General features: G+C 60.1%; 15 protein-coding genes and 1 pseudogene. 6 read left to right on the top strand and 10 right to left on the bottom strand.

Annotated elements, in window-relative coordinates; all coding sequences use genetic code 11:
- Positions 1–33 precede the first annotated feature (33 nt).
- Positions 34–2,499, bottom strand: coding sequence for a glycogen/starch/alpha-glucan phosphorylase (locus CQR48_RS00460; protein ID WP_101451594.1), 2,466 nt, complete (start codon positions 2,497–2,499; stop codon positions 34–36).
- 1,050 nt (positions 2,500–3,549) lie between these two features.
- Positions 3,550–3,774: a hypothetical protein gene (locus CQR48_RS00455; protein ID WP_015449580.1), complete on the bottom strand. Its 225-nt coding sequence runs from the start codon at positions 3,772–3,774 to the stop codon at positions 3,550–3,552.
- A gap of 196 nt (positions 3,775–3,970) precedes the next feature.
- On the opposite strand from CQR48_RS00455, the gene CQR48_RS00450 reads away from it, so the two are divergent.
- Positions 3,971–4,666, top strand: a complete 696-nt coding sequence (locus tag CQR48_RS00450; RefSeq protein WP_244898856.1) for a rhomboid family intramembrane serine protease — start codon at positions 3,971–3,973, stop codon at positions 4,664–4,666.
- A gap of 724 nt (positions 4,667–5,390) precedes the next feature.
- Positions 5,391–6,644 (top strand): THUMP-like domain-containing protein, encoded by a 1,254-nt coding sequence (locus CQR48_RS00445; protein ID WP_101451592.1) that lies wholly within the window; start codon positions 5,391–5,393, stop codon positions 6,642–6,644.
- A gap of 196 nt (positions 6,645–6,840) precedes the next feature.
- Here CQR48_RS00445 and crgA read toward each other — a convergent pair whose 3' ends face one another.
- Positions 6,841–7,266: a cell division protein CrgA gene (gene crgA, locus CQR48_RS00440; protein ID WP_101451591.1), complete on the bottom strand. Its 426-nt coding sequence runs from the start codon at positions 7,264–7,266 to the stop codon at positions 6,841–6,843.
- A gap of 64 nt (positions 7,267–7,330) precedes the next feature.
- Between crgA and CQR48_RS00435 the strand changes: the two are divergent.
- The 3 genes and pseudogenes from CQR48_RS00435 to CQR48_RS00425 form a co-directional block, all read left to right on the top strand.
- A pseudogene (locus CQR48_RS00435) lies at positions 7,331–8,086 on the top strand (DUF881 domain-containing protein); the annotation flags it as partial.
- Positions 8,087–8,338: 252 nt separating this feature from the next.
- A complete protein-coding gene (locus CQR48_RS00430) occupies positions 8,339–9,610 on the top strand; it encodes a class E sortase (RefSeq protein ID WP_101451589.1) in 1,272 nt (423 codons plus the stop codon).
- Between the two features lie 102 nt (positions 9,611–9,712).
- A complete protein-coding gene (locus CQR48_RS00425) occupies positions 9,713–10,363 on the top strand; it encodes an anthranilate synthase component II (protein WP_101451588.1) in 651 nt (216 codons plus the stop codon).
- A 1,377-nt stretch (positions 10,364–11,740) separates the two neighbouring features.
- On the opposite strand, the gene pknB is transcribed toward CQR48_RS00425, so the two are convergent.
- Genes pknB through CQR48_RS00390 form a run of 7 tightly spaced genes read right to left on the bottom strand, consistent with a single transcriptional unit; the run spans position 11,741 to position 21,021 of the window.
- Positions 11,741–13,801: a Stk1 family PASTA domain-containing Ser/Thr kinase gene (gene pknB / locus CQR48_RS00420; protein ID WP_101451587.1), complete on the bottom strand. Its 2,061-nt coding sequence runs from the start codon at positions 13,799–13,801 to the stop codon at positions 11,741–11,743.
- Positions 13,798–14,829, bottom strand: a complete 1,032-nt coding sequence (locus tag CQR48_RS00415) for a serine/threonine-protein kinase (RefSeq protein WP_015449571.1) — start codon at positions 14,827–14,829, stop codon at positions 13,798–13,800. Before CQR48_RS00415 ends, pknB begins: the two co-directional genes overlap by 4 nt.
- Complete coding sequence (locus CQR48_RS00410) at positions 14,826–16,298, bottom strand: peptidoglycan D,D-transpeptidase FtsI family protein (protein ID WP_101451586.1); 1,473 nt, start codon at positions 16,296–16,298, stop codon at positions 14,826–14,828. Before CQR48_RS00410 ends, CQR48_RS00415 begins: the two co-directional genes overlap by 4 nt.
- A complete protein-coding gene (locus tag CQR48_RS00405; protein ID WP_244898868.1) occupies positions 16,295–18,070 on the bottom strand; it encodes an FtsW/RodA/SpoVE family cell cycle protein in 1,776 nt (591 codons plus the stop codon). The genes CQR48_RS00410 and CQR48_RS00405 overlap by 4 nt, the downstream gene beginning before the upstream one ends.
- Positions 18,067–19,764, bottom strand: a complete 1,698-nt coding sequence (locus CQR48_RS00400; RefSeq protein WP_101451584.1) for a PP2C family protein-serine/threonine phosphatase — start codon at positions 19,762–19,764, stop codon at positions 18,067–18,069. Before CQR48_RS00400 ends, CQR48_RS00405 begins: the two co-directional genes overlap by 4 nt.
- A gap of 6 nt (positions 19,765–19,770) precedes the next feature.
- Entirely contained in the window at positions 19,771–20,295 is a 525-nt protein-coding gene (locus CQR48_RS00395; protein ID WP_029576234.1) for an FHA domain-containing protein FhaB/FipA, read from the bottom strand.
- Between the two features lie 24 nt (positions 20,296–20,319).
- Positions 20,320–21,021 carry an FHA domain-containing protein gene (locus CQR48_RS00390; protein ID WP_015449566.1) on the bottom strand — a complete coding sequence of 234 codons (702 nt, stop codon included), beginning with the start codon at positions 21,019–21,021 and terminating at the stop codon, positions 20,320–20,322.
- Between the two features lie 1,024 nt (positions 21,022–22,045).
- On the opposite strand from CQR48_RS00390, the gene CQR48_RS00385 reads away from it, so the two are divergent.
- Complete coding sequence (locus tag CQR48_RS00385) at positions 22,046–24,679, top strand: S9 family peptidase (RefSeq protein WP_101451583.1); 2,634 nt, start codon at positions 22,046–22,048, stop codon at positions 24,677–24,679.
- The last annotated feature ends 128 nt before the right edge of the window (positions 24,680–24,807 follow it).

Here is a 24,807-nt window from a genome sequence, read left to right as displayed (position 1 = left end):
GGCGTTCACGCCCATACCGGCCGGTACTGGCGCTTACTTGAGGGCGCCGGTGTGCCAGATACGCTCGAGGTAGTCCTCGATGGAGCGATCGGAGCTGAAGTAGCCGGAGTTGGCCACGTTGAGCACAGCCATACGAGCCCACTTCATCGGATCGCGGTAGGTCTCCTCGATCTCGGCCTGGATGTCCATGTACGCGCGGAAGTCCGCGAGCGTCATGAAGTAATCCTTGTTCAGCCAGTCGTTGACGAGGTCCTTATAGGTGTCCTTGTCGCCGTCGGAGAAGGTGCCGTCCGCAACCATGTCGATGGCCTGCTTGAGCTGCGGATCCTTCTCGTAGTACTCGCGGGACAGGCCCTTGGTGTCGTAGCCCTTGGCGTACAGGGCGGAGACTTCCGGCTCGGTCATGCCGAAGAGGAAGAAGTTCTCAGCACCGACGCGCTCACGGATCTCGACGTTCGCACCGTCGAGCGTGCCGACGGTCAGGGCGCCGTTGAGGGCGAACTTCATGTTGCCGGTGCCGGAAGCTTCCTTGCCGGCCTGCGAGATCTGCTCGTCGAGGTCGGTGGCCGGGATGAGGTTCTGGGCCAGCTCGATGTTGTAGTTCCACGGGAAGTAGACGTGCAGCTTGCCCTTGGTGGCCGGGTCGTTGTTGATGACGCGGGCCGCATTGTTGATCAGCTGGATGGTCTGCTTGGCCAGGTAGTAACCCGGGGCAGCCTTCGCGCCGAAGAACACGGTGCGCGGAACCAGGGTGTCCGGATCAACCTTGCCGGACTTGATGTCGGCGTAGGTGGCGATGACCGCGAGGATCTTCAGGGCCTGGCGCTTGTACTCGTGCAGACGCTTGATCATCGTGTTGAACATGGTGTTCGGGTCGATGTCGAAGCCGTACTTGCGCTTGGCGAACGCAGCGAAGTCGTTCTTGTTGGCCTGCTTGACGGCGGCGAACTTCTTGACGAACTCCGGATCGTCAGCCAGCGGGATGAGGCCCTTGAGCTGCTCGAGGTCGGACAGCCACGCGTCGGTGCCCAGGCCCTCGGTGATGAGGTCGGACATGCGCGGGTTGGCGAGCTTGATGAAGCGGCGAGGAGTGACGCCGTTGGTAACGTTGGTGAACTTGTCCGGGTACACGGAGGAGAAGTCCTTGAGGGTGACGTCCTTGAGCAGCTCGGAGTGCAGCTCGGCCACACCGTTGACGTAGGAGCCGCCGTAGGTGGCGAGGTACGCCATGCGGACGGAAGCATCCTTGCCGTCGGTGTAGATGCGCATGCGCTCGATCTGATCGTCGGCGACGCCCTTGGCCTTCAGCTCGGACATGAACTGCTCGTTGATCTTCTTGATGATCTCAAGGTGACGCGGCAGCAGCTCACCGATCAGGGAGGCCGGCCACACTTCCAGAGCTTCCGGAAGCAGGGTGTGGCAGGTGTAGTTGAAGGTCTTGTTGGTGATGGACCAAGCGGTATCCCAGTCGTAGCCGTACTCGTCAATCAGGACGCGCATGAGCTCCGGGATGCCGATCACCGGGTGGGTGTCGTTGAGCTGGAACACGATCTTGTTCGGCAGCGTGGTCAGGTCAGGGTTCTTCTCGCCCGGGTAGAACACGCGGATCGCGTCGTGGATGGATGCAGAGACGAAGAAGTACTGCTGCTCGAGGCGCAGCTTCTTGCCCTGCGGGGTGGAATCCTCCGGGTAGAGGATCTTGGAGATGTTCTCAGCCTCAACCTTCGGGATCACGGCGTCGAGGTAATCGCTCTTGTTGAAGGTGAGCAGGTCGAACTCGTCGTAGGACTTCGCGGTCCACAGGCGCAGCGTGTTCACACGGCCGGACTTGTAACCCGGAACCATGTAGTCGCACGGGACGGCGCGGACAGCCCACGCCGGCTTCCACACGCGCTTGCCGTTCTCCTCGACGACTTCGCCGCCGAAGTTCACGCGCTGGTCGCGGTTGTAATCGACGTGGCCCCACGGCTCCTCGTTGACGAGCCAGTAGTCAGGGGTCTCAATCTGCTTGCCGTTCTCGTCGAACTCCTGCTTGAAGATGCCATACTGGTAGCGGATGCCGTAGCCGAAGGCCGGCACGCCGATGGAGGCGAGAGAATCGATGTAGCAGGCGGCGAGACGGCCAAGACCGCCGTTGCCCAGGCCCGGCTCGTACTCGGCGTCGATGACGTCCTTGGTGTCGAAGCCCAGCTCCTTCATGGCGCCTTCGAACTGCTCGGTCAGGCCGGCGTTCAGCAGCGCGTTCTCCAGCTGCTTGCCCATGAGGAACTCAGCGCTCAGGTACCCAACGGCCTTGGTGTCGCCGTTGACCATGTCGTGCTGGGTCTTCATCCAGGAATCCACGAGGTGGCGGCGCACGGCAGCAGCGGTGGCCACATACACATCAGCGGCAGTCGCCTGCTCCGGCGTCACGCCCTGGGTGTACTTGAGCTGCTCGCGAATCTCGTCGGTGAACTCACCGGAAGTAAGCGAAGACTTCGGTGCAGTGATTTCGGTCATTATCTGACTCCCTTTGACGGAACCTATTCCAAGAACCATTATGCCTGAAAGTCTCGGCATTGGCACGGCCTGACAAGCGCGGTGCGCCCCTTTCTGCATACGTTCTCAGAGGTTGATATTAACATCACCCCCTCAACCACGCGCAATCGCCCTGCATCAGGGAGCCGAGCCATCTTTGTCTTTACTGAATTAATCAATGCATGAAACCCATTCTCGTGCGGTTCACGCGCAGGCCGACAAGATGAAAGCAATCGTTTGCAAAAGCGACACGCCCATCATGTGACCGCCATCGTGCGACCGCGAAGAGCGCCGCTACCGGAGCGCTTTTCTTGATTCTGTCCTCATCGGTATATGCAACGACGACAGACAATACGTCATCCCGAGAGGCAGAGATTACTAAGCAAACGATTAATCACCCCACGATACGACTACTCCCGCAATGGCTCAGTCACACCATTAGCACCACGATTTTTCCGATACGCCCACTTTCCGAAGCCATCGGAAACAAACCGTGGCATATAGGAACCAAAGTTATTGCTTATCATCCCCGCAGGCGTTGTGGCCGTAAGCGTGCTGGGGCATCGGACTTGCTTCCCCACGCCTTGCCCGGCCTCAAAGGACACAATCAAGCTTGCCGTGCGGCCCGGGGAGTTGTCAATCGCGTATGCCCGGACATGCACTGCGCGCGGAAAGCAAGCATCCGGCAGCCCTGATACGCCGATAACGCGTCGTTGTGTATGCCCGGACATACACAAGCCGGCAGACGCCAAGCGATTGTATCGTTCCGCTGCGCCTTCCATCTGGTTACGTATGACACCGCATACGCAACCAGATGGAACGTCAAAAGCAATACCTTTGGTTATGCTCAGTCCTCAATAACGCAAACAGGGGCGCCCCGAACGGGACGTCCCTGTACAGTGCGGCACGCTCAAAGCATGCGGAATCCTTGATGGATGACGGTGACGGTGAGGTTGGATACGTCAATCCGCCAAAATATAGAAGGCGACGAATGCGCCAGACGAATGCTCCGAATGAATGGGCGGCAGCCGATCAGGCCTGCTCAGGCTCGGCGGCGTCATCCGCCTCGCCTTCAGCCTCGTCGTCATCCTTGTTCAGGCCCAAATCAACCGGCGAGGAGCTGTTCTCCCACGGCTCCTCCCACGGATCGTAATCCGGGTTCTGCTGCTTGTAGATGTACATACCCGCTACAGCGGCGAGCAGCGCTCCGAAAAGCAGCGCAAAGAACTTCCAACCGTTAGAAGACTTCTGCTCCATGACGGCTCCTTTCAGGTACCAGGTGACCTGCCCATCCAAGTCAACTCTAGCTACCATAGTACGGCCTCGATTGTGACGATTGAGTGGAAGAGCGGCAAGAGCCCACCTGCCAGGGGCGTATTCCCGCCGACAGTGCGCCGGCGGGCGTTACAGTGGGACCATGCGAATTGGCAGCTTTACCCTCGATCGTCGGTCCGTGACAGCTCAGTGGCGTGGCGGAGGACCTGTCGTCACCGCGGCGATTTGTGTGGTCTGCGTCATCGTGTGGCTGCTGGAGGTCCTGCTTCAGCACGTGTCCCCCAGCTTGTTCACGGCGATGCTGGGGCAGGGGATGTTCATGCCCATCGCGGCAGTGGAGCATCCGTGGACTTGGCTGACCTCGATGTTTCTGCATTCCCCATCCTTCCTGCATGTCGCGTTCAACATGATGGCGCTGTGGTCGGTAGGGCCGGTATTGGAGCGGATGTTCGGCCATTGGCAGTATCTGGCGTTCTACTTGATCTGCGGATTGGGCGGCGCCACCGCACTCACCCTGTGGTGCCGGGTGACCGGGAATTGGCTGATGGCGGCATACGGGGCATCCGGCGCGATATTCGGTCTGTTCGCAGCGCTGCTGGTGGTCTTTATGAAAAGTGGCGCCGATCTTCGATCGATGCTGGTGTGTATGGTCATCAACTTCGCGCTGCCGGTGATCATGCCGAATGTCGCATGGCAGGCGCATGTCGGCGGTTTCGTGGTCGGCGGTCTGCTGACGTGGCTGCTGGTGGACGGGGTGCCTGCGCTGCGGGGGCAATCCGCCAGTCGTCGAATGTGGATATATGGCTCGGCTGTGACGGTTGTGCTTGTGGCTGCGTTGATCTTGTGCGTGCCGCCGATTGGGCAGGTCGCGTAAACGGTTGCTGGACAGCTGACGGATTCCGGCCGGCGTGATGGCTGGCAGCGGGTGGCAGCTGCCGTATCTCGCCGCAGTGCGATTTCGCGGTCGCATGCCACGGAGATACCACCAACCAGAAGCGTTCAGCGACCGGCACCAAGCCGCGGTGCGATAGCCGTGTCACATGACAGACGGTTTGCCGCCGATTCACAGGGTGATACGACCGACATCAGGCCGCAGTGCGACAGCTGTGCTGCATATGGGCAGTTGGGCCAATATGGGAATCCCACATCCGTCGATTGCTGATTCTCAGGCTTGTGCCGCAGCGACATAACAGTGCGCGATAGTCACAAAACGGAATTACACCGGTGTAGTTTTCCACATCTGTGGACAAGACGGTGGATAACTTGGGTATAAGTGGGGTATAAGTCGTGGAAAACTGTGCAAGTTATCCACATACATATCCACAAATTGTGCATTTCCAAGGATTTTCAGGTGTGGACGATGTGCACAAATAGTTATCCACAATTTCAAAATCTATCGATATTCGATAGATTTCTCTAGTGGTCCCCCAACGCCAAGACCCCTAGATGTGGTGTTGCCCACAGATTATCCACCGAGTTGTCCACTTATCCACATTTGGTGGATAATCGCCCGCCCTCCCCGACTAATGCCAACCAGCCCACCCCAACCGTCACCGTCACAACAACCATCCGCCGTGTCACCCACGTATGATGGCGGCATGGATATCAACGAGCAGACACGACGCTTCATCGCCGCCCACCGCACAGAGCAGGTGCGTGATATCGCGCTTCACGCGCATCCCGAGGACGGAACCGACCTCGCCGTCGCGCTCGACTGCATCGAAGGCTGGCAACGCGCGCGCACCAAACTCCCACAATGGGCGGCATGCGAGGACATCATCTATCCCCCGCATCTGGCCATGGAACAATGCTCATCCCAGTCCACCGCACAATACAAGACAGACCTCGCGCAACGCCTCTCATCCGGGGCGCCGCACCCCACCACACTGATTGATATCACCGGCGGATTCGGCGTTGATTTCTCATACATGTCCCGCGTATTCGACCGCGCCGTCTACATCGAACGTCAACAGCACCTGTGTGAGCTCGCAGAACACAACATGCGTGCGCTCGGCATCGGCAACGCCAGGATCGTGAACGCCGATGCGGCCGCAATCTTAGACGAACTGCCCCCGGCCACGCTCATCATGGCGGATCCCGCCCGCCGGGACGCCCACGGCTCCCGAACCTACGCAATCGCGGATTGCACACCCAACATGCTTGCGATACTGCCGAAACTGGCCGGCATCGCGCCCACCATCATCATCAAACTCTCCCCGATGCTGGATTGGCATCAAGCCGCTCAGGACTGCAATCGCGCGCTCGACGACGCGGCGACGCCAGCCGCGGCATCAGAAATCCACATCGTCTCCGTGCACAACGAGTGCAAGGAGCTGCTGCTCGTCATCACCCGACACGGCGCTGAAGACGGCGAAACCGACACCTTCCCGCTAGTCACCTGCGTCGACGACGACACCGTATTCAGCTTCCACGCCCAAGACACAGCCGGCACAAAGGCCCAGGAACGCAAACAGCTGCGACACAACACCCAGCCGACGACCTTAGACCAGCCTGCATACCTCTACGAGCCGAACGCATCGCTGATGAAAGCCAGCTGCTTTGACCTACTCGCGCAGCGTTTCGGTGTCACGCAAATCGACAGTAACAGCCACTTGTTCGTGTCGGACAAGCAGGTTGATGCGTTCCCGGGACGAGCATTCGCCATCAACGCATATGGACCGGTCAAACACACGCTGCGCGGCATCAAGCAAGCGAATATCGCGGTACGGAATTATCCCGCGAGCGTGGCGCAGGTGCGCAAACGTTATCACATCGCGGATGGGGGAGATACTTTCGTATTTCTGACGACCATGTCAGGGAAGAAAACGGCATTCGTGTGCGTGAAAGCGTAGATAATCTGCCGTAACTGCTGTAGATAATCTCTGAGTTGGCGATTGTCCCTCGACTGCCCCATTGCACCACGCCGCCTGTCTGCCCACACTCCGGCGCGGGAGGCGGGATTGCGGCGTTCGCCGACTACGCATGTCTCTCGGCGGCCACCGCTGTGCGTTACGCGCTACGCGACGGCCACCGAGAAACCATAAGCGGTCAGTGCCACCCCATGGTCATCAGGAAGCCGATCATGATCAGCGCGCCGCCGACAGCGAGATTCCACATGCCGATGGCGGGAATCGGATACTTGCCAGTCAGGTAGTACACCACCGCCCAAACCAGGCCGATAATCATCAGCGCGCAGAACAGCGGCACGAACCAACGCGGGTTCGACTTGGTGCTCTTGATGCTTTCCTCGACGCGCTTTGTGTTCTCAGCCTGACGCTTCATCATGCGCTGCATCTGCGGAGTCATCGATGATTTGTCGGCGGTGGCATTCAGCACGGCTTCGACTTCATCCATCGGGATGCCGTAATCGTCGTCGCTCGCTCCATCATTGGACGCGGTGGCGTCCGACACGTTGTCGACCGACTGCTCGTCGGTTTCGTGCAGCTCTTCGTCAGCCATGTGCATAGTCTCCATTCGAATAGGCTAAAAAGTCATCATAGCGGCTACACTCGAAAGCAGCGAACACGGCGGAGGCGAAATGAGCAGACACACCGGAAAACATGGGGTCAAACACTCCATGCTGGGCGGCATTGCCGTGTTCGTCGTCGTCGCCCTCACCGGGTTCCTGCTCGCCACCAACATCCGCGTGAATCGCACCGCAACCGTCACCTCCGATACGGCGCAGATGGTTGAACAGCGCGTCGAACAAGCCAACAAACTGCGCAGTGAAGTCAGCAAACTCAACTCGCAGATCAACACGTTGAACAAACTCGCTGGCACGGGCAGCAGCGACTCCTCCAACAGCGAGGACGCCGGCTCAAGCACCGTCCTTCCTGCCGTTCAGGGGCCGGGCGTCACCGTCACGCTTGACGATTCGCCGTTGTGGAAAACGATGGTGAACAGCTCGGGTTCTGCTTCGAATATCAACGATTATGTGATTCATCAGCAGGATATCGAGGCGGTGGTCAACGCGCTCTGGGCCGGTGGGGCAGAGGCGATGATGATTCAGGATCAGCGCGTGTTGTTCAACTCCGCTGTGATTTGCGTCGGCAATGTCCTGATGTTGCAAGGCAAGCAGTATTCGCCGCCGTACACGATTTCCGCAATCGGGCCGACCGAGGACATGATCGACGCGCTGGCGGACTCCCAGGCCGTGCAGGTGTATCAAGAATATGTGAGTGCTTTCGGGCTCGGCTGGAATGTCGAAACGAAAGATACGCTGAAATTCCCGGAATCGCCGCTGGCGATGCAGCCACTGAAATACGCCACAGCGACCGGCAATGGGAATGCCGAGACTGAGAATTCCGGCGGTTCCAGCTCCGGTTCCGAAGGAGCCGGCACCGGCAGTTCCGAAGGCGCATCGGGCGATTCGTCCGATGCCGGAGCAAGCAGCAACAACGCAACAGGTAACAATACAAGCAACTCCGGTAATCCCGACGCCTCTGGTTCCACCGGAACGACCACGTCAAGCCCATCTTCGGCCAGCACACAAGGGGACTGACCGCATGACACCCAATTCCACCATCACCCATTAGGACAATCAATCATGAGCGACCCGACATCACCGTCATACGAATCCGCACAGCCGCGTCAGCACAACGCCGCGCCGGCACAAGCTGATGCCGATTACACCGCACAATCAGTGCCTGACGCCGCGCAATCCGGGCAGGCTCTACGCTCCAGGCGTGCCGCGCAATCCGAATCTTCCTCACAATCCAATCGCACAGCTCATTCCGAGCCTGCCAAGCGCCTCGGCATCGGCTGGCAAATTATCGGTATCATCGCAGAACTCCTCATCACCGCGGCGGTTATTTGCGCGCTGTACATCGTATGGCTGTTCTGGTGGACCGGCGTGCAATCAGAACACACCCAGGCTGAAACCCGCGAATCGACCACCAGCACGTGGACACAGCCCGCAACAAACGAATCTGGCACGGCAATCACCAAAGAACAGGCGGGCGACCCTCCAGTACAGCCGGCCAGCGCAAACGAGGGCGAGCTCGTCGCGGAAGTCTACATTCCGCGGTTCGGCAACCAATGGGTGCGCAACATTGTGCAGGGAACCAGTCTCGAACAGCTCAACAAGCATGGTATGGGGCATTACGACAACAGCCAGATGCCGGGCGCAATCGGCAATTTCGCGTTCGCGGGCCACCGCGCCGGCTACGGATCGCCGCTGGCAGACATCGATAAACTGCAGACGGGCGACGCCATCATCATCCGCACCCAAGATTACTGGTACGTGTACCGGTACACCAAGCATCTTGTCGTGCTACCGACCGAAACACAAGTGGTCGCCGCCAACCCGGAGCAGCCCGGCAGCGCGCCCGCCAAGCGCATGCTCACCATGACGACATGCACACCGCGGTATTCCACGCCGACACATCGCTGGATTGCCTACGCCGAATTCGCGTACTGGGCGAAAGTCTCCGACGGCGTCCCCGCAGAACTCGCTTCGGACGCTTCCGGGGCAGTCAGCTTCTCCAGCACGCCGACACCATCAGCGGCTTCGAAGCTCGATTCCCTCACGCCGGTTGTACAGTGGGCGCTCATTATCTACGCCGTACTGTTCATCGCAGCCGCCATCGTGTGGCGTTGGCCGGTGCTCAAAGCCATCCGCGAGGGGCGTCGACAGCGGCCGGATGCAAGCATTTACGGCACGATTCTTCGGCTTCAGCCGGGCGTGTTGCCGATTCGTATCTTGCTGATGGCATTACTCGCCGTCGCCGCGGCCGCCGCCCTGCTTCAATGGGTGTACCCGTGGGCGGCGTCCACAATCCCGATACTCCAGCAGATGTCGAACTATGTCGCTGTGTAATATGGCTTGCAATACTGGCGGCTTGCTGCTGGCTGATGACGTGCCTTCTGACACAACACAGTTGACACAACACAGTCGACACAGAACGGTAAAGGAGAGGCAATGACGGATTCAGCGCATATCCTGGTCATCGACAACTACGATTCCTTCGTCTACACGATTGTGGGGTATCTGCGCACCTTGGGCGCCACCGTGGATGTCGTGCGCAATGACGCCATCGACCCGTCGACGCCGGGTGTCACCGACGGATACGATGGCGTGCTCATCTCGCCGGGGCCGGGGACCCCGTCGGAATCCGGGGCGAGCGAAGGCATGATTCTACTGTGCGCGGCCACCGGCAAGCCGATGTTCGGGGTCTGCCTTGGATTGCAAGCACTTGCCGAGACTTTCGGGGCCACCGTAGACCATGCGCCGACCATCATGCACGGCAAAACCAGCCAGGTCGAGCATATCGACGATGAAATCTTCGCCGGTGTCGCAAACCCGATGACCGCGACCCGCTACCACTCGCTCGCCATTGAGCCAGATTCGCTGCCGGACGAGCTGGTTGTCACCGCGCGTGCGCTCGACGATCACACGATTCAGGGCATCAAGCACCGCGAACTGCCGATGTATGCCGTGCAGTTCCATCCCGAATCAGTCATGACGCAGGATGGTTACCGGCTGCTGGCGAACTGGCTCGCCGTGTGCGGACAGACGAACGCCGTGGACAAGGCTCAGGGGCGTCAACCGAAAATCATGAAGACCCGCTGATTTCTTCGCGTACCTGTGGGGTCGCGGCAGGACGCTATCGGCGCGGCGGGCGCGGTAGTCGCGGTGCATATAGGCGAGTGCGATTCGCGCGTACGTGCGATATGAGACACGCGCAGAAGGGCGAAACGGCAGTTATCAGCGGGCTCACCACAATCCCCACCCCCTCCTCAGCAGGAGACTCGTACAGAAGCGCGAAGTTCAGTTATCAGCCGCAGTCAAGGCAAGCACGCGCCGAGAGAGCCATGCTCCCGCAAACTGGTTACGCTGGTTAAGCTGAGGCGGCTGATCATGCCGGTCGCGCCGGTTACGTTGAGCGCGGCGCCAGTGCGACCAGATTGAGTGGTCGAGAGCGGCGGGAACGACTGTTCCTCAGCGTGTTCTGTTCATTTGAGTTGTTCGGTGTCATCACTTTTTCTGGACGGTTTCGTCGTTCAATCTGAACGGGTTGAGTGGCGGGGTTGTTCGAGGATCAATCCAGGGGAGTGGGATTTCGGCGGATGACCGAGCACTCCGGCACTGAATCCGAAAACGGCAGGCTGAATCGGAATCAGTCTTTGCATCCCATAGTGCCTAGCATCAGGGATTTGCCATGGCAACACCACAGAACCGCGAAATTCCAATGATTTGCCCGTACCATGCACGGGTGGATGACGCCAGACCATGTGTCCAAGTCGACCGGACCACGGACCGAATCAGAAAACGACAACCGAAACCCAATCCAGTCCACAACATGCCCGCCAGTCGCGTTCCCACCGACCACGGCACCACCGCGAAACCGCTGAATACCAAGGAACCCACCAACACCTCAAAACCAGCCACCGGCACACCTGCCTCGCAGCGACCCGAACCTGCGGACCAAATCCGAAATTGAGAGCCGAAGACCGATCCAGTCCACACCGACACCGGGCTACCAACCACAGCACCACCACAAAACCGCGGAATACCAACAATCTCATAAACACACGGAGAACAGCCACCGGCACACCGGCCACACAACCGACCAAATCCGCGGACCGAACTGCGAATCACACCACAACATCGGAACCAGCCCACACCGACGCCCACCAACACCGGGCCACCAACCACAACACCCCCACGAAACCACGGAATACCAATAATCCGCACACACCACGATAATTAATCATTGCCAAGCGAGCCGCTTGAACCACCCGAACCACGGACCAAATCGGATAACGACGCCCGAAACCCGATCCAGTCCGCACCGGCACCGGACTGTACCCGGCCCGCCAGCGTAACCGGCTGGGCACAGAAGCAGGAGACCCACAACGGTTAACGCAACACCCACAACAACGTGATGGCCCGGAACACCACCGATGCAGTGTTCCGGGCCATCACGCGTTTGCTAGCAGATAGCTATCAGCCGTTATTGCCACTCTGACCGCTTCCCTGCTGGTTATCCGTTCCCTGCGACGTCGAGCCCGCGGATGAGGACGTTGACGCCGACGACGATGACGACGCAGACTTGGTGGTCAGCGTAATCGAGGCGCCCTTATCCGCCTGCGTTCCGGCAGCCGGGTTCTGCGCGGTCACCAGATCAGTGTCCTTCGCACCCTGCGTGGAGTTGGACACCGTGAAGCCGAGGCCTTCGAGCGTAGACTTCGCCGACGCATACGTTGCCCCGACAACCGAGGGGACAGTCACCTGCTCCTTGCCCTTGGACACATACACGTTAATCGTGGACCCCTGCTCGATCGAGGTTCCAGGCACCGGGTCGAGGCGCGTCACCGCACCGGAAGGTACCGTGTCGGAGTTCTCCTCTTCGACGGACGTGTTGAATCCACGCTCCTGCAAAGTCTTGAGGACCGTATCCTTCGACTGGCCGACCAAGCCATCAGGCACCTTGGTCATGCCCGAGGAGATGTACAGCAGAATCGTCGTGCCCTTCGACTGCTTGGACCCGGCTGCCGGGCTCGTACGCGTCACATTGTCCTTGGCCACCGTGTCGCTGTCCTCGGTCTGCGTGCTCGCGGCCACCTTGAATCCAGCCGCCTCCAGCGCCGAACGCGCGTCATCCTGCGATTTGCCGCTCACATCAGGAACCGTTCCCGTTGACGGGCCGGCCGAGAACCACACTTTGACCGTCGAGCCGGCGGCCACCTTCTTGCCGCCCGCCGGGGACTGCTTGGTGAACGTGCCCTTCGGCTCGGTGGAATTCGTATCTGTTTCCACCTTGATCTTCAGCCCTGCCGCCTCAAGCTTCGCCTCGGCACCCGCTTCGGTGGTGGAGGAGGAGAAGGTCGGGACCGTGACCATCTGCGTTTTCTTGGAATGCATAAGAGCGAACACGATACCGCAGATTGCGGCAATCGCGACGATGGCACAAACCACAGCGATGATGATGCGCTTCTTCTTGCGCTGCTGTTCCGCCTCACGCTGCTGCGCACGCGTTTCACCATCTCCCGTCTCCACGAAAGGATTCGTGGTCACCGGCATCACCGGATTGGTCTGCGTGGTGACTTGCGGAGGGGTCATCACCTGGGTCGCAGTCTCGCCGCCGCGCGCCACGGGGTTCGCCAAATCGGTCAACTGGTTGAACGTCGCCGCAATCGGCACGCCGCCGTTCATGAAGGTCAGAATGTCGTTCTTGAACTCGGTCGCGGTCGCATACCGGTTCTGACGGTCCTTCGCCATGGCTTTCGCGCAGATGTTGTCCCACATCTTCGGCAGGCCTGGAATCACCGCGCTCGGGGGCGTCGCAGCCTCGGAGACGTGCTGGTAGGCGATGGCGACCGCGGAATCGCCGGTGAACGGCGGACGGCCAGTCAGCATCTCATACAGCACGCAGCCGGCGGAATACAGGTCGGAGCGCATATCTACGGTCTCACCACGCGCCTGCTCGGGGGAGAGGTACTGCGCGGTGCCGACCACACCCTGCGACTGGGTCATCGTGGCGGCGGAATCGTCCAAGGCACGCGCGATGCCGAAATCCATGACCTTGACGACACCCTGGTCGGAAATCATGATGTTGCCGGGCTTGATATCGCGGTGGATGATACCCATGCGGTGCGAGTATTCGAGCGCGTTGAGCACCCCAAGCATCACCTGCTCGGCGTCACGCTGGCTGAGCGGACCGTTGGCTTTGATGATGTCGCGCAGGGTCTGCCCCTTGACGTATTCCATCACCAGATACGGCACCCGCTCGGTCTGTCCGCTGTCGTTGACGATGGTCTCCTCGCCCGAATCGTAGATGTTCACGATGTTCGGGTTGTTCATCTGCGCAACTGAATGGGCCTCACGGCGGAACCTCGTGAGGAAGATCTCGTCATTGGCGAGATCGGAGCGCATGATCTTGATGGCGACAGTACGCCCCAGACGCTTGTCGAGCGCCACACGCACCTCCGCCATGCCGCCCCGGCCAACGAGCTGACCGAGCTGATATCGGCCGTTCGCCAACGAAGTGGGTACACTGCTGCTCATTGCTGCTCCTTCCATTGCGGGCGGAATGTCGAACTCACTGTACGCGGCTCCGCAGTCCCGCTAATGAATACTTGTTTCGGCTGCTGCCCGTCCGGCACACCTGCCGTGGCCGCCGCGCCGACATGCGGCGTACTGCTCACCCTTCGGGGCAGACGCCCGTGGGACGGCACGATGGTCGTGTCATCGCTCAGTTTGGTTTCCTGGTCCATCAGCCGCCGATCAATACGTGACAGCGTGCGCGACACCACGAGAGCGTCTTTCGGACGATCCCGCGGGTCCTTGGCCAGCATGGACATCACAAATTGCCGCAACTGCAAATCAACCGTGTCAGGCAACGGAGGAACAGCCTCGTTCACATGGGCTGCCGCAATATCAACCGGGGTCGCTCCCGTAAACGGGCGATGCCCGCACAACCCCTCGTACGCCACGACTCCCAGCGAATAAATGTCCGATTGGGCCGTCGCCTGCTTACCCTGTGCCTGCTCGGGGGAAATGTATTGTGCTGTACCGACCACCATGCCATCTTGGGTGATTTGTTCCTGATTTGTGGAGTACGACACGCCGAAATCCGTAATTTTCACTTCTCCATCATCGGAAACCATGATGTTCGCCGGTTTGACGTCGCGGTGAATCACGCCATGCGAATGCGCCACGAATAGTCCGCGCGCCACCTGAATCAGGATCGGCAGCAACTCGGTGGGATCCATCGCACCCTTTTCATGATAGATATCCGCCAAGGATTTGCTCGGCACGTATTCCATGATAAGGAAGCCGATACCGTCATGCTCGTAGTATTCGAACAGCGCGGCGATATTGGGGTGGGCGAGGTTCGCGGAATTATGGGCCTCGGCACGCAAACGACGCAGCTTCGCCTCGCTGTTGGCCGCGTCGCTTCGCAGCGCCTTGATGGCGACAGGGCGCCCAAGCTGGATATCGTAGCCCTTCCAGACTTCGCCCATACCACCTTGCGCAAGTCTGCGGTCCAGGCGATAGCGGCGATGAATCAGCTGTCCTTCAATCAGTTTCACTGCTTCAACGCCTCCTCCATCACCTGCTTCATAATCGGCCCGGCAGCGGTAACACCGAATGTATTGACATTATGTACCACAACAGCGACCGCAATCTGCGGGTTGTCTGCGGGAGCGAAGCCCATCACCCACGCGTCAGTCGATTGGTTGCCTGCGCCAATCTGCGCGGTGCCGGTTTTCGCGGCCACTTTGACGCCGTCGATGGCGAGCGTCGGGCTTTCCTTGGTGACCACGTCCTCCATCATGCCGGTCAGAGCGGAAGCGGTGTTCGAGCTCATGGTTTGGGACATGACCGTAGGGCTGGTTTCCGAGATGGTCGACAAATCGCTGGCACGCACACGGTCGACCAACGTCGGCTGCATCAGGGTGCCGCCATTGGCGATGGCCGCCGCGATCATCGCATTCTGCAGCGGGGTTTCGAGCGTATCACCCTGGCCGATAGACGCGAGGGCGAGCTTGTCCGAAGGCAGATTCGATGGGAAGGTGGAGGCGACTGCCTTCATCGGGCTGCCGGTGGAAGCGGAACCATCTACGGTGATTGACTGGCCGAATCCGAATTTCTTCGCCTGCTCGGCGATGGCGTCCCCACCGAGTGCGACCCCGAGCTGGGCGAATGCGGTGTTGGACGAGTAGGCGAGGGCGTCGGACAGGGTCAACTGCCCATTGGTGCCGTTCGCCGCCGGGGTGGCGTTCGTCAGCTGGGTAACCGTGTTCGGCAAGGTATACGCACTGCCGGCGGGAATCTGCGTGTCCGCCTGATATTTACCGCTTTCCAACGCCGCCGCCGCGACGACCGTCTTGAACGTGGACCCGGGCGGATACAGTTCGGAAGTCGCGCGGTTGAGCATTGGATTGGTTGAGTTCGATGTCAGCTGGGCGTAAGCGTTGTTAACTTTCGTCGTATCATGCTGCGCGAGCACGTTCGGATTGTAACTGGGCGTACTCACCATCGCGACGATTCTGCCCGTCTTCGGCACGATGGCGACGACCGCGCCGTCATAGCCTTGGCTGGAGAGCGCCTGATAGGCGGCATCCTGAAGTTTTGTGCTGATGGATGTCTCGATGGATGCGCCCTTGTTTTCGGTTCCGGTGAGTAGCGCCTTGAATTTCTGTACCGCCAGCGCGTTTGACGTACCGCTGAGCAACGCGGCCCTCGACGCTTCGATGCCGCGGTCGGCATTCTGGCTGATGGAGAAGAAGCCGGTGACGGGCGCGTATTCCTCACCGCTCGAGTAGGAACGCTGGTAGGAGAACGCGTCGTTCGACGGGTCGGACTTCGCGAGGACGGTACCGTCGGATGCGAGAATCGACCCTCGCGGGGCGCCGAACTGGTAGTACAGCGCACGACGGTTACGCGGATCGGAATTCAGTTCGTTCGCGCGGAATGCGGTGAATACCGTGGTGGAGCACCCCAGAATCACGAACAATATGACAACGATGGTGAAAATCTGCCTGAGGCTCTTGTTCATCGGGCTCCTCCTTTCACCGTTCGTGGCGTGGATTGCGGCGGCGCCGGCGGAGTCGGGGGAGTGCCGGCGTTCCCGTCTTGCGCGGCTTGGTTCTGTGCGTCTTCGACCTGTTCGGCGTGGGCCCCGCGCGTCGGCCAATGGCTGGTCGTCGTAGCCGGGGAATCATCATCGGCGGCGAAATCACGCCAATCGGCCCAATCGCCTTGTTCATCGTGATCGTCTTGTTCTTCGGCATCATACAGCCCTTCCGGCTGCGATGCGTCGTCAACCATGATGGTCGGGGCATCCTCGATTTGGGTTGCCTGCACGGCGTCTTCGGCGTCTTCGGCGTGGGCCGCATGGCTTGCGTGAGCACCGTGCCGAGGCTGATTTTCATCGTCCTTGGCAGTCTGCGCGGCTGATTTTGCGCGTTCCTTGAGCTCATGGTCGCGCAGCACGGCCAAAGCCTCATACTGGAAGGTGTCAGAAGTCAGTTCGGGTTCGGGCTTGTTCGCAGCATTCGAAATGATCAGCAGCAAGGTGATCAGAATGTAATTCGCAATCAGTGAAGAACCGCCGGCGGCCATGAACGGCATGGTCAGACCGGTCAGCGGAATCACCAATGTAATACCGCCCACGACGGTGAACACCTGCACGGCCATCGTGAACACCAGTCCCGAGGCGAGCAGCTTGCCGAATCCATCCTTGATTTTCATCGCGGTAATCAAACCGGAGGCGATGATCACCAGATACAGGGCGAGCACGGCCAGCAAACCGGTCAAACCGAGTTCCTCGCCCACGGACGAGTAGATGAAATCGGAATTCGCCAGTGGTGTCAGGCTCGGATGCCCCTGCCCGAGCCCGGTGCCCATCAAACCGCCGGACGCAAGGCCGAACAGGCCGGTCACCAACTGCTCGGAGCCGCCCTGGCGGTTGTACACCTTCGCGTCGAAGGGGTGCAGCCAAGCGTCGATACGGTTGTCCACATGCGCGAACATGCGGCTGGCGATGACCGCACCCACAGCGAATGCAAGAATGCCGATGACGATCCAGCTCTTCCGGCCGGTCGCCACATACAGCATGCACACGAACATCGCGAAGAACATGAGCGACGTACCCAAATCACGCTGAATCACGAGCACGCCCATCGACATGGCCCAGACCACTACGATCGGACCTAAGTCCTTAATGCGCGGCAGTTGCAGACCCAGCACCTTCTTGCCGCCGACAGCGAGCTGGTCACGGTGGTCGAACAGGTACGCGGCGAAGAAGAACGCGATGAACAGCTTGGCGAATTCACCCGGCTGCAATGAATACGAGCCGATGCCGATCCAGATTCGCGCGCCGCCAATCGTCTTGCCCAGACCTGGAATCATCGGGGACAGCAACAGTACGATACCGGCCACCATGCTCACGTACGAGAACCGTCTGAGCACGCGATAATCACGCAGGCAGATCACAAGAATGCAGCACAGCACCAACGCCAAGCACAGCCAAATCAACTGTCTCGTGCCGACATGCGTACCTTTCTGCTGGTCGATGCGAGAGATGAGCGTGATGCCGATTCCCGTCAGCAGCAGCACGCACGGCAGAATTGACTGGCTGGCGTACGGCTGGAATTTGAGCAACAGCGACCACAAGATGATGAACAGCACCGCGACAACGCCCAGCAGTATCATGTATTCGCTTGGGAACGACCCGGCGGTGCGTTCAAACATCTGGAAGAAGCCGATGAAGCTGACTGCCATCGCGAACAGCATCAACGACATCTGGCGCAGACGAGTGACGATCATCCAATCACCGCCCATGCATCGGCGGACCATGTGGCCGCGCCTGATATGGGGACCAGGGGAACGCGCACCGCAGCCGGGCTGGATGCGGCGGACGGGCTTGCCGATCCGTTTGCCGAGGGGCTCGCGGAAGAGCTGGCCGACGGACTAGCCGAGGGGCTCGCCGACTTGGAATCGCTGGAATCCGTAGACCCCTTGTTGTTTGCCCGTTCGGTCGCCTTGAAGTTTTTCATCTCCTGCTCAATCAGCTTGACGTGGCTGCGCGCCTCGTCCAAACTGTCCACGGAGATTCCGTCATGCAACTGGTCGCGCCAAGACTGCGGCAGGGACGACACCTTGATGTCGGTGTCTTGGATGGCGTGGGACAGCTCAACGCCGAACACATTCGTCGGAACGCCCTGATAGATCGACACTACGCCGTCATGCTCGCCGATGTAATACTTGGTCTGGCTCCACCGGTAGCCGGCGAATGCCAAGCCGAGCAACGCGGCGATGATCACGACGATGCCGACGATGATGCCAAGACGTGACAGATGGACACGCTTGCGGTGCGCCCGCTTCTGTTGCGCCTGCTCGCGCTGGATGGCCTTCGCCACCTCCGGATCGTTGGGATCGGCTGATATACGGCCGTCACGCTTCTTGACGACAGGGATTTCACCGGTATCGGTATTGGGAATCTCGCCGTTTTCCTCACGCACTTGCGAAGGCTGCGCGACACGGGATTTCGGGCCCTGCTCCTCTTCCTTGGCCGCCTTGTCTTTTCCTGCGTGCACCGCGCCTTGGACCAGCGCCGCCGCACGCTGCGCAGGTGAGTTCTTGCCCGCCCGCAAAACCGGAGCCGAAGCGACCGGCTTATGCATAATATCGGCAATCGTTTCGAGGCTGGCGCTTGCCGCTCCGCCGACCAACGGGGTCTGATGCGGCAAATCGAAGGCATCGGCGTCAAGAGCGAGCGTGGCATCGCCGATCACCGCAGTCACGTTATCCGTGCTGCCAGCCTTCAATGCCATGGATACCAAGCGCTGCGCGCATTCCTCCTGATCGGAGACCGTGCTGAGCATTTCTTCGATAGTCGAATCCTCCAGCACGCCGCACAAGCCGTCCGAGCACAAGAGCCAACGGTCGGCAGGATGCGCTTCGCAGATGGCGATATCCGGGTGGGGGTCGATGTCAAAATCGCCGAGCACACGCATCACGACGTTGCGCTGCGGATGATTGCGCGCCTCGGCTGGACTGATGCGGCCGGTATCAATCAGATGCTGTACGTAGCTGTGATCGGTGGTCATACGCGACAGTTTCCCGTCACGAAGCAGATACGCGCGGGAATCGCCGATATGCGTCAGCACCCAGTACCCGGAAACCAAAGCGACTGCGACCACCGTCGTGCCCATGCCGGCGAGTTTGCGTTCATGTTTCGCTTTGCCGACAATCGCATCATGCGCAGCCATCACGGAGGTTTCCATCATCTGCGCCACAGCTTCCACACTGCTTTGCTCGTCATCCTGTTCAATATGAGCAAGCGAACGAATGGCGATGGTGGACGCGGTATCGCCGCCGGCATGACCTCCCATGCCGTCGCACATGGCGATCAGGCGTTCCCCGGCGAAGGAGGAATCCTGGTTATTGCTGCGAACCGTACCGACATCGGAAACGGTGGTCGAATAAAGGAACAACGTCTGTTTGGCTGCATTCGGCATCAGGCATCACCTCAGCTCGAACGTCGTGGCGCCGATACGGACAGGGACACGAGCGGGCAACACCGTCGGAGCGCTGATACGGCGCTGATTGACCACCGTACCGTTCGTGGAGCCAAGATCCTCAATCACCCACGAGCCGGCTGTGGGATCAAGATAGACACGGGCGTGATGCGAGGAGACGAATTCGTCATCAAGCACGACGGTATTGGACGCCGCACGGCCGAGGGTAATCGGTGCGTTCCCCAGAGGAACGGAACTTCCGGCGAGCGGGCCGTCGATGACGACCAGCAAGGTCGGTTGGGCGGATTGACGCGGCGTTGGCGCGGATGATCTGCCCGCAGACGGCGCTGCGGGTGTGGGACTCTTTGACGCCTTGCGCGCTTTACGATCACGGCGACGACGCGACAATGATTTGTGGGGACTGAACGTCTCGATGTCACGACGCAAGGAACGCACGACAAGCCAGAGAAACACCCACAACAGGATGAGATACCCGTACTTGAGGATTGCGAAGGTAAGTTCGGTGGGCATAACGAAACTCGCTCTCAGGCTGGGTCAGTCCTGATCCTGCGACGAAGCCCAATACAGGATGCGGGTACGGCCGATGGTAATGGTGTTGCCGTCAAGCAACGTGGCCGCGGGAATCTGATGCCCTTCGACGAATGTGCCGTTCGTCGAGCCGAGATCGCGTGCGATCACGCCGTTATCGGTGATGTCGATTTCAAGATGCTTGCGGGAGATGCCCGGGTCGTCAATGACTATGTCGCAGCCGGAACCACGGCCGATTACCGTCTTCGGCTTGGTCAGCAGATACTGGCTGCCGTTGATTTCGAGCATCGGGCTATCCTGCGACTGGTTGTCGGTTGTGACGGGTACTGCGTTGCCTTGCACGGATTCCGAACTCAGCTTGAAGTTGCCTTTGCTCAGGTCAAGATCCTCTTCGAAAATCACCACAACCGGACCGACAAAAGCGTAATTCTGGCTCTTGGCGTACTGGGTGAGATTATCCGCAAGCTCATTGGCAAGCGCCTCGCTGCCCCACTGCTCAATCCGATCGAAATCAGGGGTGCTCAGCTTAAAACGGTACTCATTCGGGGCCACCGTGCGATCGCGGCCGACCGGCATGGCTTCAGCGTCGATCTCACGCTCGAGGGCGCTTGACAGGTCGACGGGCTGCAGGTCCTTGGACCCGAACTTCGAAAACACACCGTTGACGGCGCCTTCCACGCTCTTTTCAAAACGGTCGAGAACGCTCATAGTGATCCCTTTCTATATCTTCGTCCATCCTACGCTGTGTCACCACCACGACCAAAATCAGACGCCAATACTTGCAATTTCTTCATTCAACGGTGCGCGGATGGTGATGCCGCCCAGAAAGAGGACGGGAATTGCGTTCGCGGGGATTCGTGGGAAGGACCGGGCGAGGTGGGGGCTGGGAGGTGGGGGTAGGGGTTGGGGAGGGTTGAGAGAGGTGGGTTAGGAGAGAGGAGGTGGGTTGAATTGAGTTGGAGGGCTTGGTGTTGGGGGAGGCAGGGTTTGAGAAGGTGGGTTGGGTTGAGAGGGGATTGGAAGAGCTGGATTGAGGTGGGAGGAGTGAGGTTCGGGGAGGCGGGGCTGAAGTGAGGTGAGGTGGGGGTCGGGGTGGGAGAGGTGGATTGGGAGAGATGGATTGGGTTGAGGTGGGAGAGATGAAAGTAGTTCACTGGGCTTACCAGGGCGGCATATTCGATCATTGCGTTTGCGGGGCGGAGAGCGGGGCCGGGATTGCGAGAGGATTCTTTAGGCCATCAGGGGGAAGGGCGGAATTGTTGAGGGAACCGGACACCCCGGCGCTGAATCGGGAATCGCACGCCGAAATCGGAACCAGTCCGAGCAGGAGCAGGACCGCGCCCGGCCACCACCCATGGCAACACCGCAAAACCTTGGAATTCCAACGTTCAGGCCACATCACAACAATCAGCCATTGCTGGCCCCACAGCCTGAATCCACCAAATCATGGACCAAATCAGAGAACAAGACTCCAAAACCGATCCAGTCCACAATTGCACCAACCTTCACGGCCCCACCCACAACAGCCACATCACAAAACCGTGGAATATCAGCAATCCATCCGCGCCGGTCATCAAACCGCAAGCCCGCAACCCGTCAACAGGCCCGAATCCATGGACCAAATCGGAGAACACGGGACGAAATCGGAACCGGTCCTCAACAGCGACAGACTGCACTCGGCCTTCAATCGCGGTGCCTTCCTCGCAAGCCCGCACCAGAGTAGGCTGAAAGCATGAGTGAACTTCATACGCATACCATCGGTTCCGTCAGCGGCAAGCCGGAGCGGGCGGCCGACGACAGGCCTTCCGCAGACACGTCAGCAATCACTGCATCGGCGGTCACGACACCAGCGACGACATCTGCCGCCGCGGCAACCATCCAATCCGCCATCGAACAGTTCCCGGAACATAAAGCCCGCACCCTGCGGTTCACCTGCGGGGCACCGCGTTCGGCAACCGTTATCGGGGACGGTTCCCGGGCGTTGTTCCTGCGCTCCGACGGCCCGGAGGACAGCGTCACATCTCTGTGGCTGAGCACATTCGACACCACCGCCGGCACGCACGAGGAAATCCTGCTCGCCGACCCGCGCGAATTGCTCCCCAACGCCGACGCCGAAGAGGTTCCCGCCGCGGAACGGGCCCGTCGCGAACGCGCACGCGAAGGCGGGCAAGGCATCGTGTCGTATTCGGTCGATGCGGCAGGCGACCGCGTGGTCTTCACCATCAACGGTCAGCTGTTCCTCACGCAAATCGACGATGACGGCTGCGGTGCGCGCACACGACAGCTTGCAGTAGATGCTCTGTCTGCGACACCGGACGCTGACGACACCCCGCACATCGATGACACGCACGCCCATCACACCTGCGCTGACGAGAATGACGCCTTCGACATCGTAAACGACACCGATCCGAACGACTTGCTGCCGGTGCTCAACCCCCGCATCAGCCCGGACGGCCGTCATGTGCTGTACACAACCGGCGAGCATCTGGTCATGGTGGATATCGCGGATTGGCCGCAATCCAACGAATCCAACGAATCCGGTGCGCCCAACACACCCGACAGCCCCAACGCCATCACACCTCTTCACGACGGCATCCGCGCAATCTGGGGCGTCCACAACGGCCCTGACCACGCGGAACACACGTGGAGCATCGGCCTCGCAGAATTCGCCGCCGGCGAGGAAATGAACCGGTATGACGGATTCTGGTGGTCGCCCGACTCCAACGCCGTCATCTTCGAAACTTTCGACAGCTCCGCGGAACCGACTTGGTATATCAGCGACCCCACGAACCCCGACCGCAACGCGACCTCACGTCGTTATCCACAAGCTCTGACCCGCAACGCGGACGTCTTCCTCACCCTGGTTGACCTTGAATTCGACGGGCACGGCCAGTACAGCGGCATGGACGCCCGGCGCATCGCATGGGACCGCCAGGCGTACGAGTATCTCGCCGTCGTGCGGTGGACGGCAGGGCATCGTCCGCTGCTGCTCGTGCAGAACCGGCTGCAGAACCACGACCAAGTGCTCCAAGTCGAACACAACGGCACCACCACCGTGCTCGAAGAACACACGAACCCCCAGTGGCTCGATTTGGTCGCCGGAACGCCGGCATTCACCCCGGATGGGCGCCTGGTGTGCGCGTTTAACGACATGGATACGGACACCAACCGTCTCACTGTCGACGGCAAGGCGTTCACCCCGGTCGGCTGGCAGGTGCGCACGGTTCTGCACGTCGGCGACACCGACGTGCTTGCCGTCGTGCAACGTACAACCGATAATCCGCAGGCCACCGACGTTCCGGACGCATGGGCCGACCAGGCGGACGAGCACGACGCCCGCAGCTTCGACGTAGTGCGATTCGGCTATGATGGCTCGATCACGCCGGTCACCATGTCGCCAGGCGTATGGACCGCATCGCGCACAGGACGCGGAATCGTCGTGTCCGGTAGGGATATGGATCATGCGAAATCACAGATGGTCCATCTTTTCGCGCTCGACGCCGACGGCGACCCCACGACCGCGGACCGGTTCCCCGCACTTGACAACCATCTGCGCGCCGACATCGCCAATCATGCTCAAACACCCGGATTCACGCCGAATACACGGTTCGTCAGATTGGGCGAGCACCGGCTGTATACCGCCATCACCCGGCCGAGCATCGACAGCCCGTACGCAGGCGCACAACGACTGCCCGTCCTACTCAAACCGTACGGTGGCCCGGGCCATCAGGAAGTCACTCTCAGCCAAGCAGCATACTGGGATGCGCAATGGTGGGCGGATCAGGGGTTCCTGGTCGTCACCGCCGACGGGCGCGGCACCACCGGCCGCGGACCGCGATGGGATCGCGAAATCTTCCACGATATGAAGCGCGTCACGCTCGCCGATCAAGTCGAAGCTGTACACGCCTTGCAGGAGGCGGCCCCAGAAGCGGACACCGACCGCGTCGCGATGATCGGCTGGTCATATGGCGGATTCCTGTCCGCGCTCGCCGTGCTTGACGCGCCACAAACCGTGCAGGCCGCGTGCGCCGGCGCCCCGCCCACCGACTGGACCCTGTACGACACGCATTACACCGAACGGTATCTCGGCCTCGACCCGGAAACCTACCGGTCCAACAGCATCATCGAGGACGCGCCCGGGCTGAGCCGTCCGCTCATGCTGATCCACGGGTTCGCGGACGACAACGTGAGCATCGCCAACTCTCTGCGCCTATCGCAGGCACTCATGGCGGCCGGAAAGCCACACACCTTCCTGCCGCTCACCGGCATCACCCATATGACCAACGACCCGACCGTCGCACGCAATCTGCTGATCCTGCAACGCGATTTCCTGATCCAGGCTTTAGGCATGACGCCGAGGGCATGAATCAAGCAACTCGCGGCATCGCCATACCGCGTTGTCGCGGTGAAGCGTTATGGCAGCTGAATAACGCCTGGGTATTGGCCATTCGCCCCACAGATGACCAATACCCAGATAATCCGTTTCGACTACAG

The organism is Bifidobacterium thermophilum (assembly GCF_002846655.1).
Classification (GTDB): Bacteria; Actinomycetota; Actinomycetes; order Actinomycetales; family Bifidobacteriaceae; genus Bifidobacterium; species Bifidobacterium thermophilum.
The sequence above is the reverse complement of the archived record's forward strand: the minus strand, read 5'-3'. Positions and strand labels throughout refer to the sequence as shown.

Coding starts and splice junctions, on each gene's coding strand:
- CQR48_RS00390 (WP_015449566.1), bottom strand. CDS start 21,021: ATGAGCGTTCTCGACCGTTTTGAAAAGAGCGTGGAAGGCGCCGTCAAC.
- CQR48_RS00455 (WP_015449580.1), bottom strand. CDS start 3,774: ATGGAGCAGAAGTCTTCTAACGGTTGGAAGTTCTTTGCGCTGCTTTTC.
- crgA (WP_101451591.1), bottom strand. CDS start 7,266: ATGGAGACTATGCACATGGCTGACGAAGAGCTGCACGAAACCGACGAG.
- CQR48_RS00445 (WP_101451592.1), top strand. CDS start 5,391: ATGGATATCAACGAGCAGACACGACGCTTCATCGCCGCCCACCGCACA.
- CQR48_RS00410 (WP_101451586.1), bottom strand. CDS start 16,298: ATGAACAAGAGCCTCAGGCAGATTTTCACCATCGTTGTCATATTGTTC.
- CQR48_RS00460 (WP_101451594.1), bottom strand. CDS start 2,499: ATGACCGAAATCACTGCACCGAAGTCTTCGCTTACTTCCGGTGAGTTC.
- pknB (WP_101451587.1), bottom strand. CDS start 13,801: ATGAGCAGCAGTGTACCCACTTCGTTGGCGAACGGCCGATATCAGCTC.
- CQR48_RS00395 (WP_029576234.1), bottom strand. CDS start 20,295: ATGCCCACCGAACTTACCTTCGCAATCCTCAAGTACGGGTATCTCATC.
- CQR48_RS00400 (WP_101451584.1), bottom strand. CDS start 19,764: ATGCCGAATGCAGCCAAACAGACGTTGTTCCTTTATTCGACCACCGTT.
- CQR48_RS00385 (WP_101451583.1), top strand. CDS start 22,046: ATGAGTGAACTTCATACGCATACCATCGGTTCCGTCAGCGGCAAGCCG.
- CQR48_RS00430 (WP_101451589.1), top strand. CDS start 8,339: ATGAGCGACCCGACATCACCGTCATACGAATCCGCACAGCCGCGTCAG.
- CQR48_RS00425 (WP_101451588.1), top strand. CDS start 9,713: ATGACGGATTCAGCGCATATCCTGGTCATCGACAACTACGATTCCTTC.
- CQR48_RS00405 (WP_244898868.1), bottom strand. CDS start 18,070: ATGATCGTCACTCGTCTGCGCCAGATGTCGTTGATGCTGTTCGCGATG.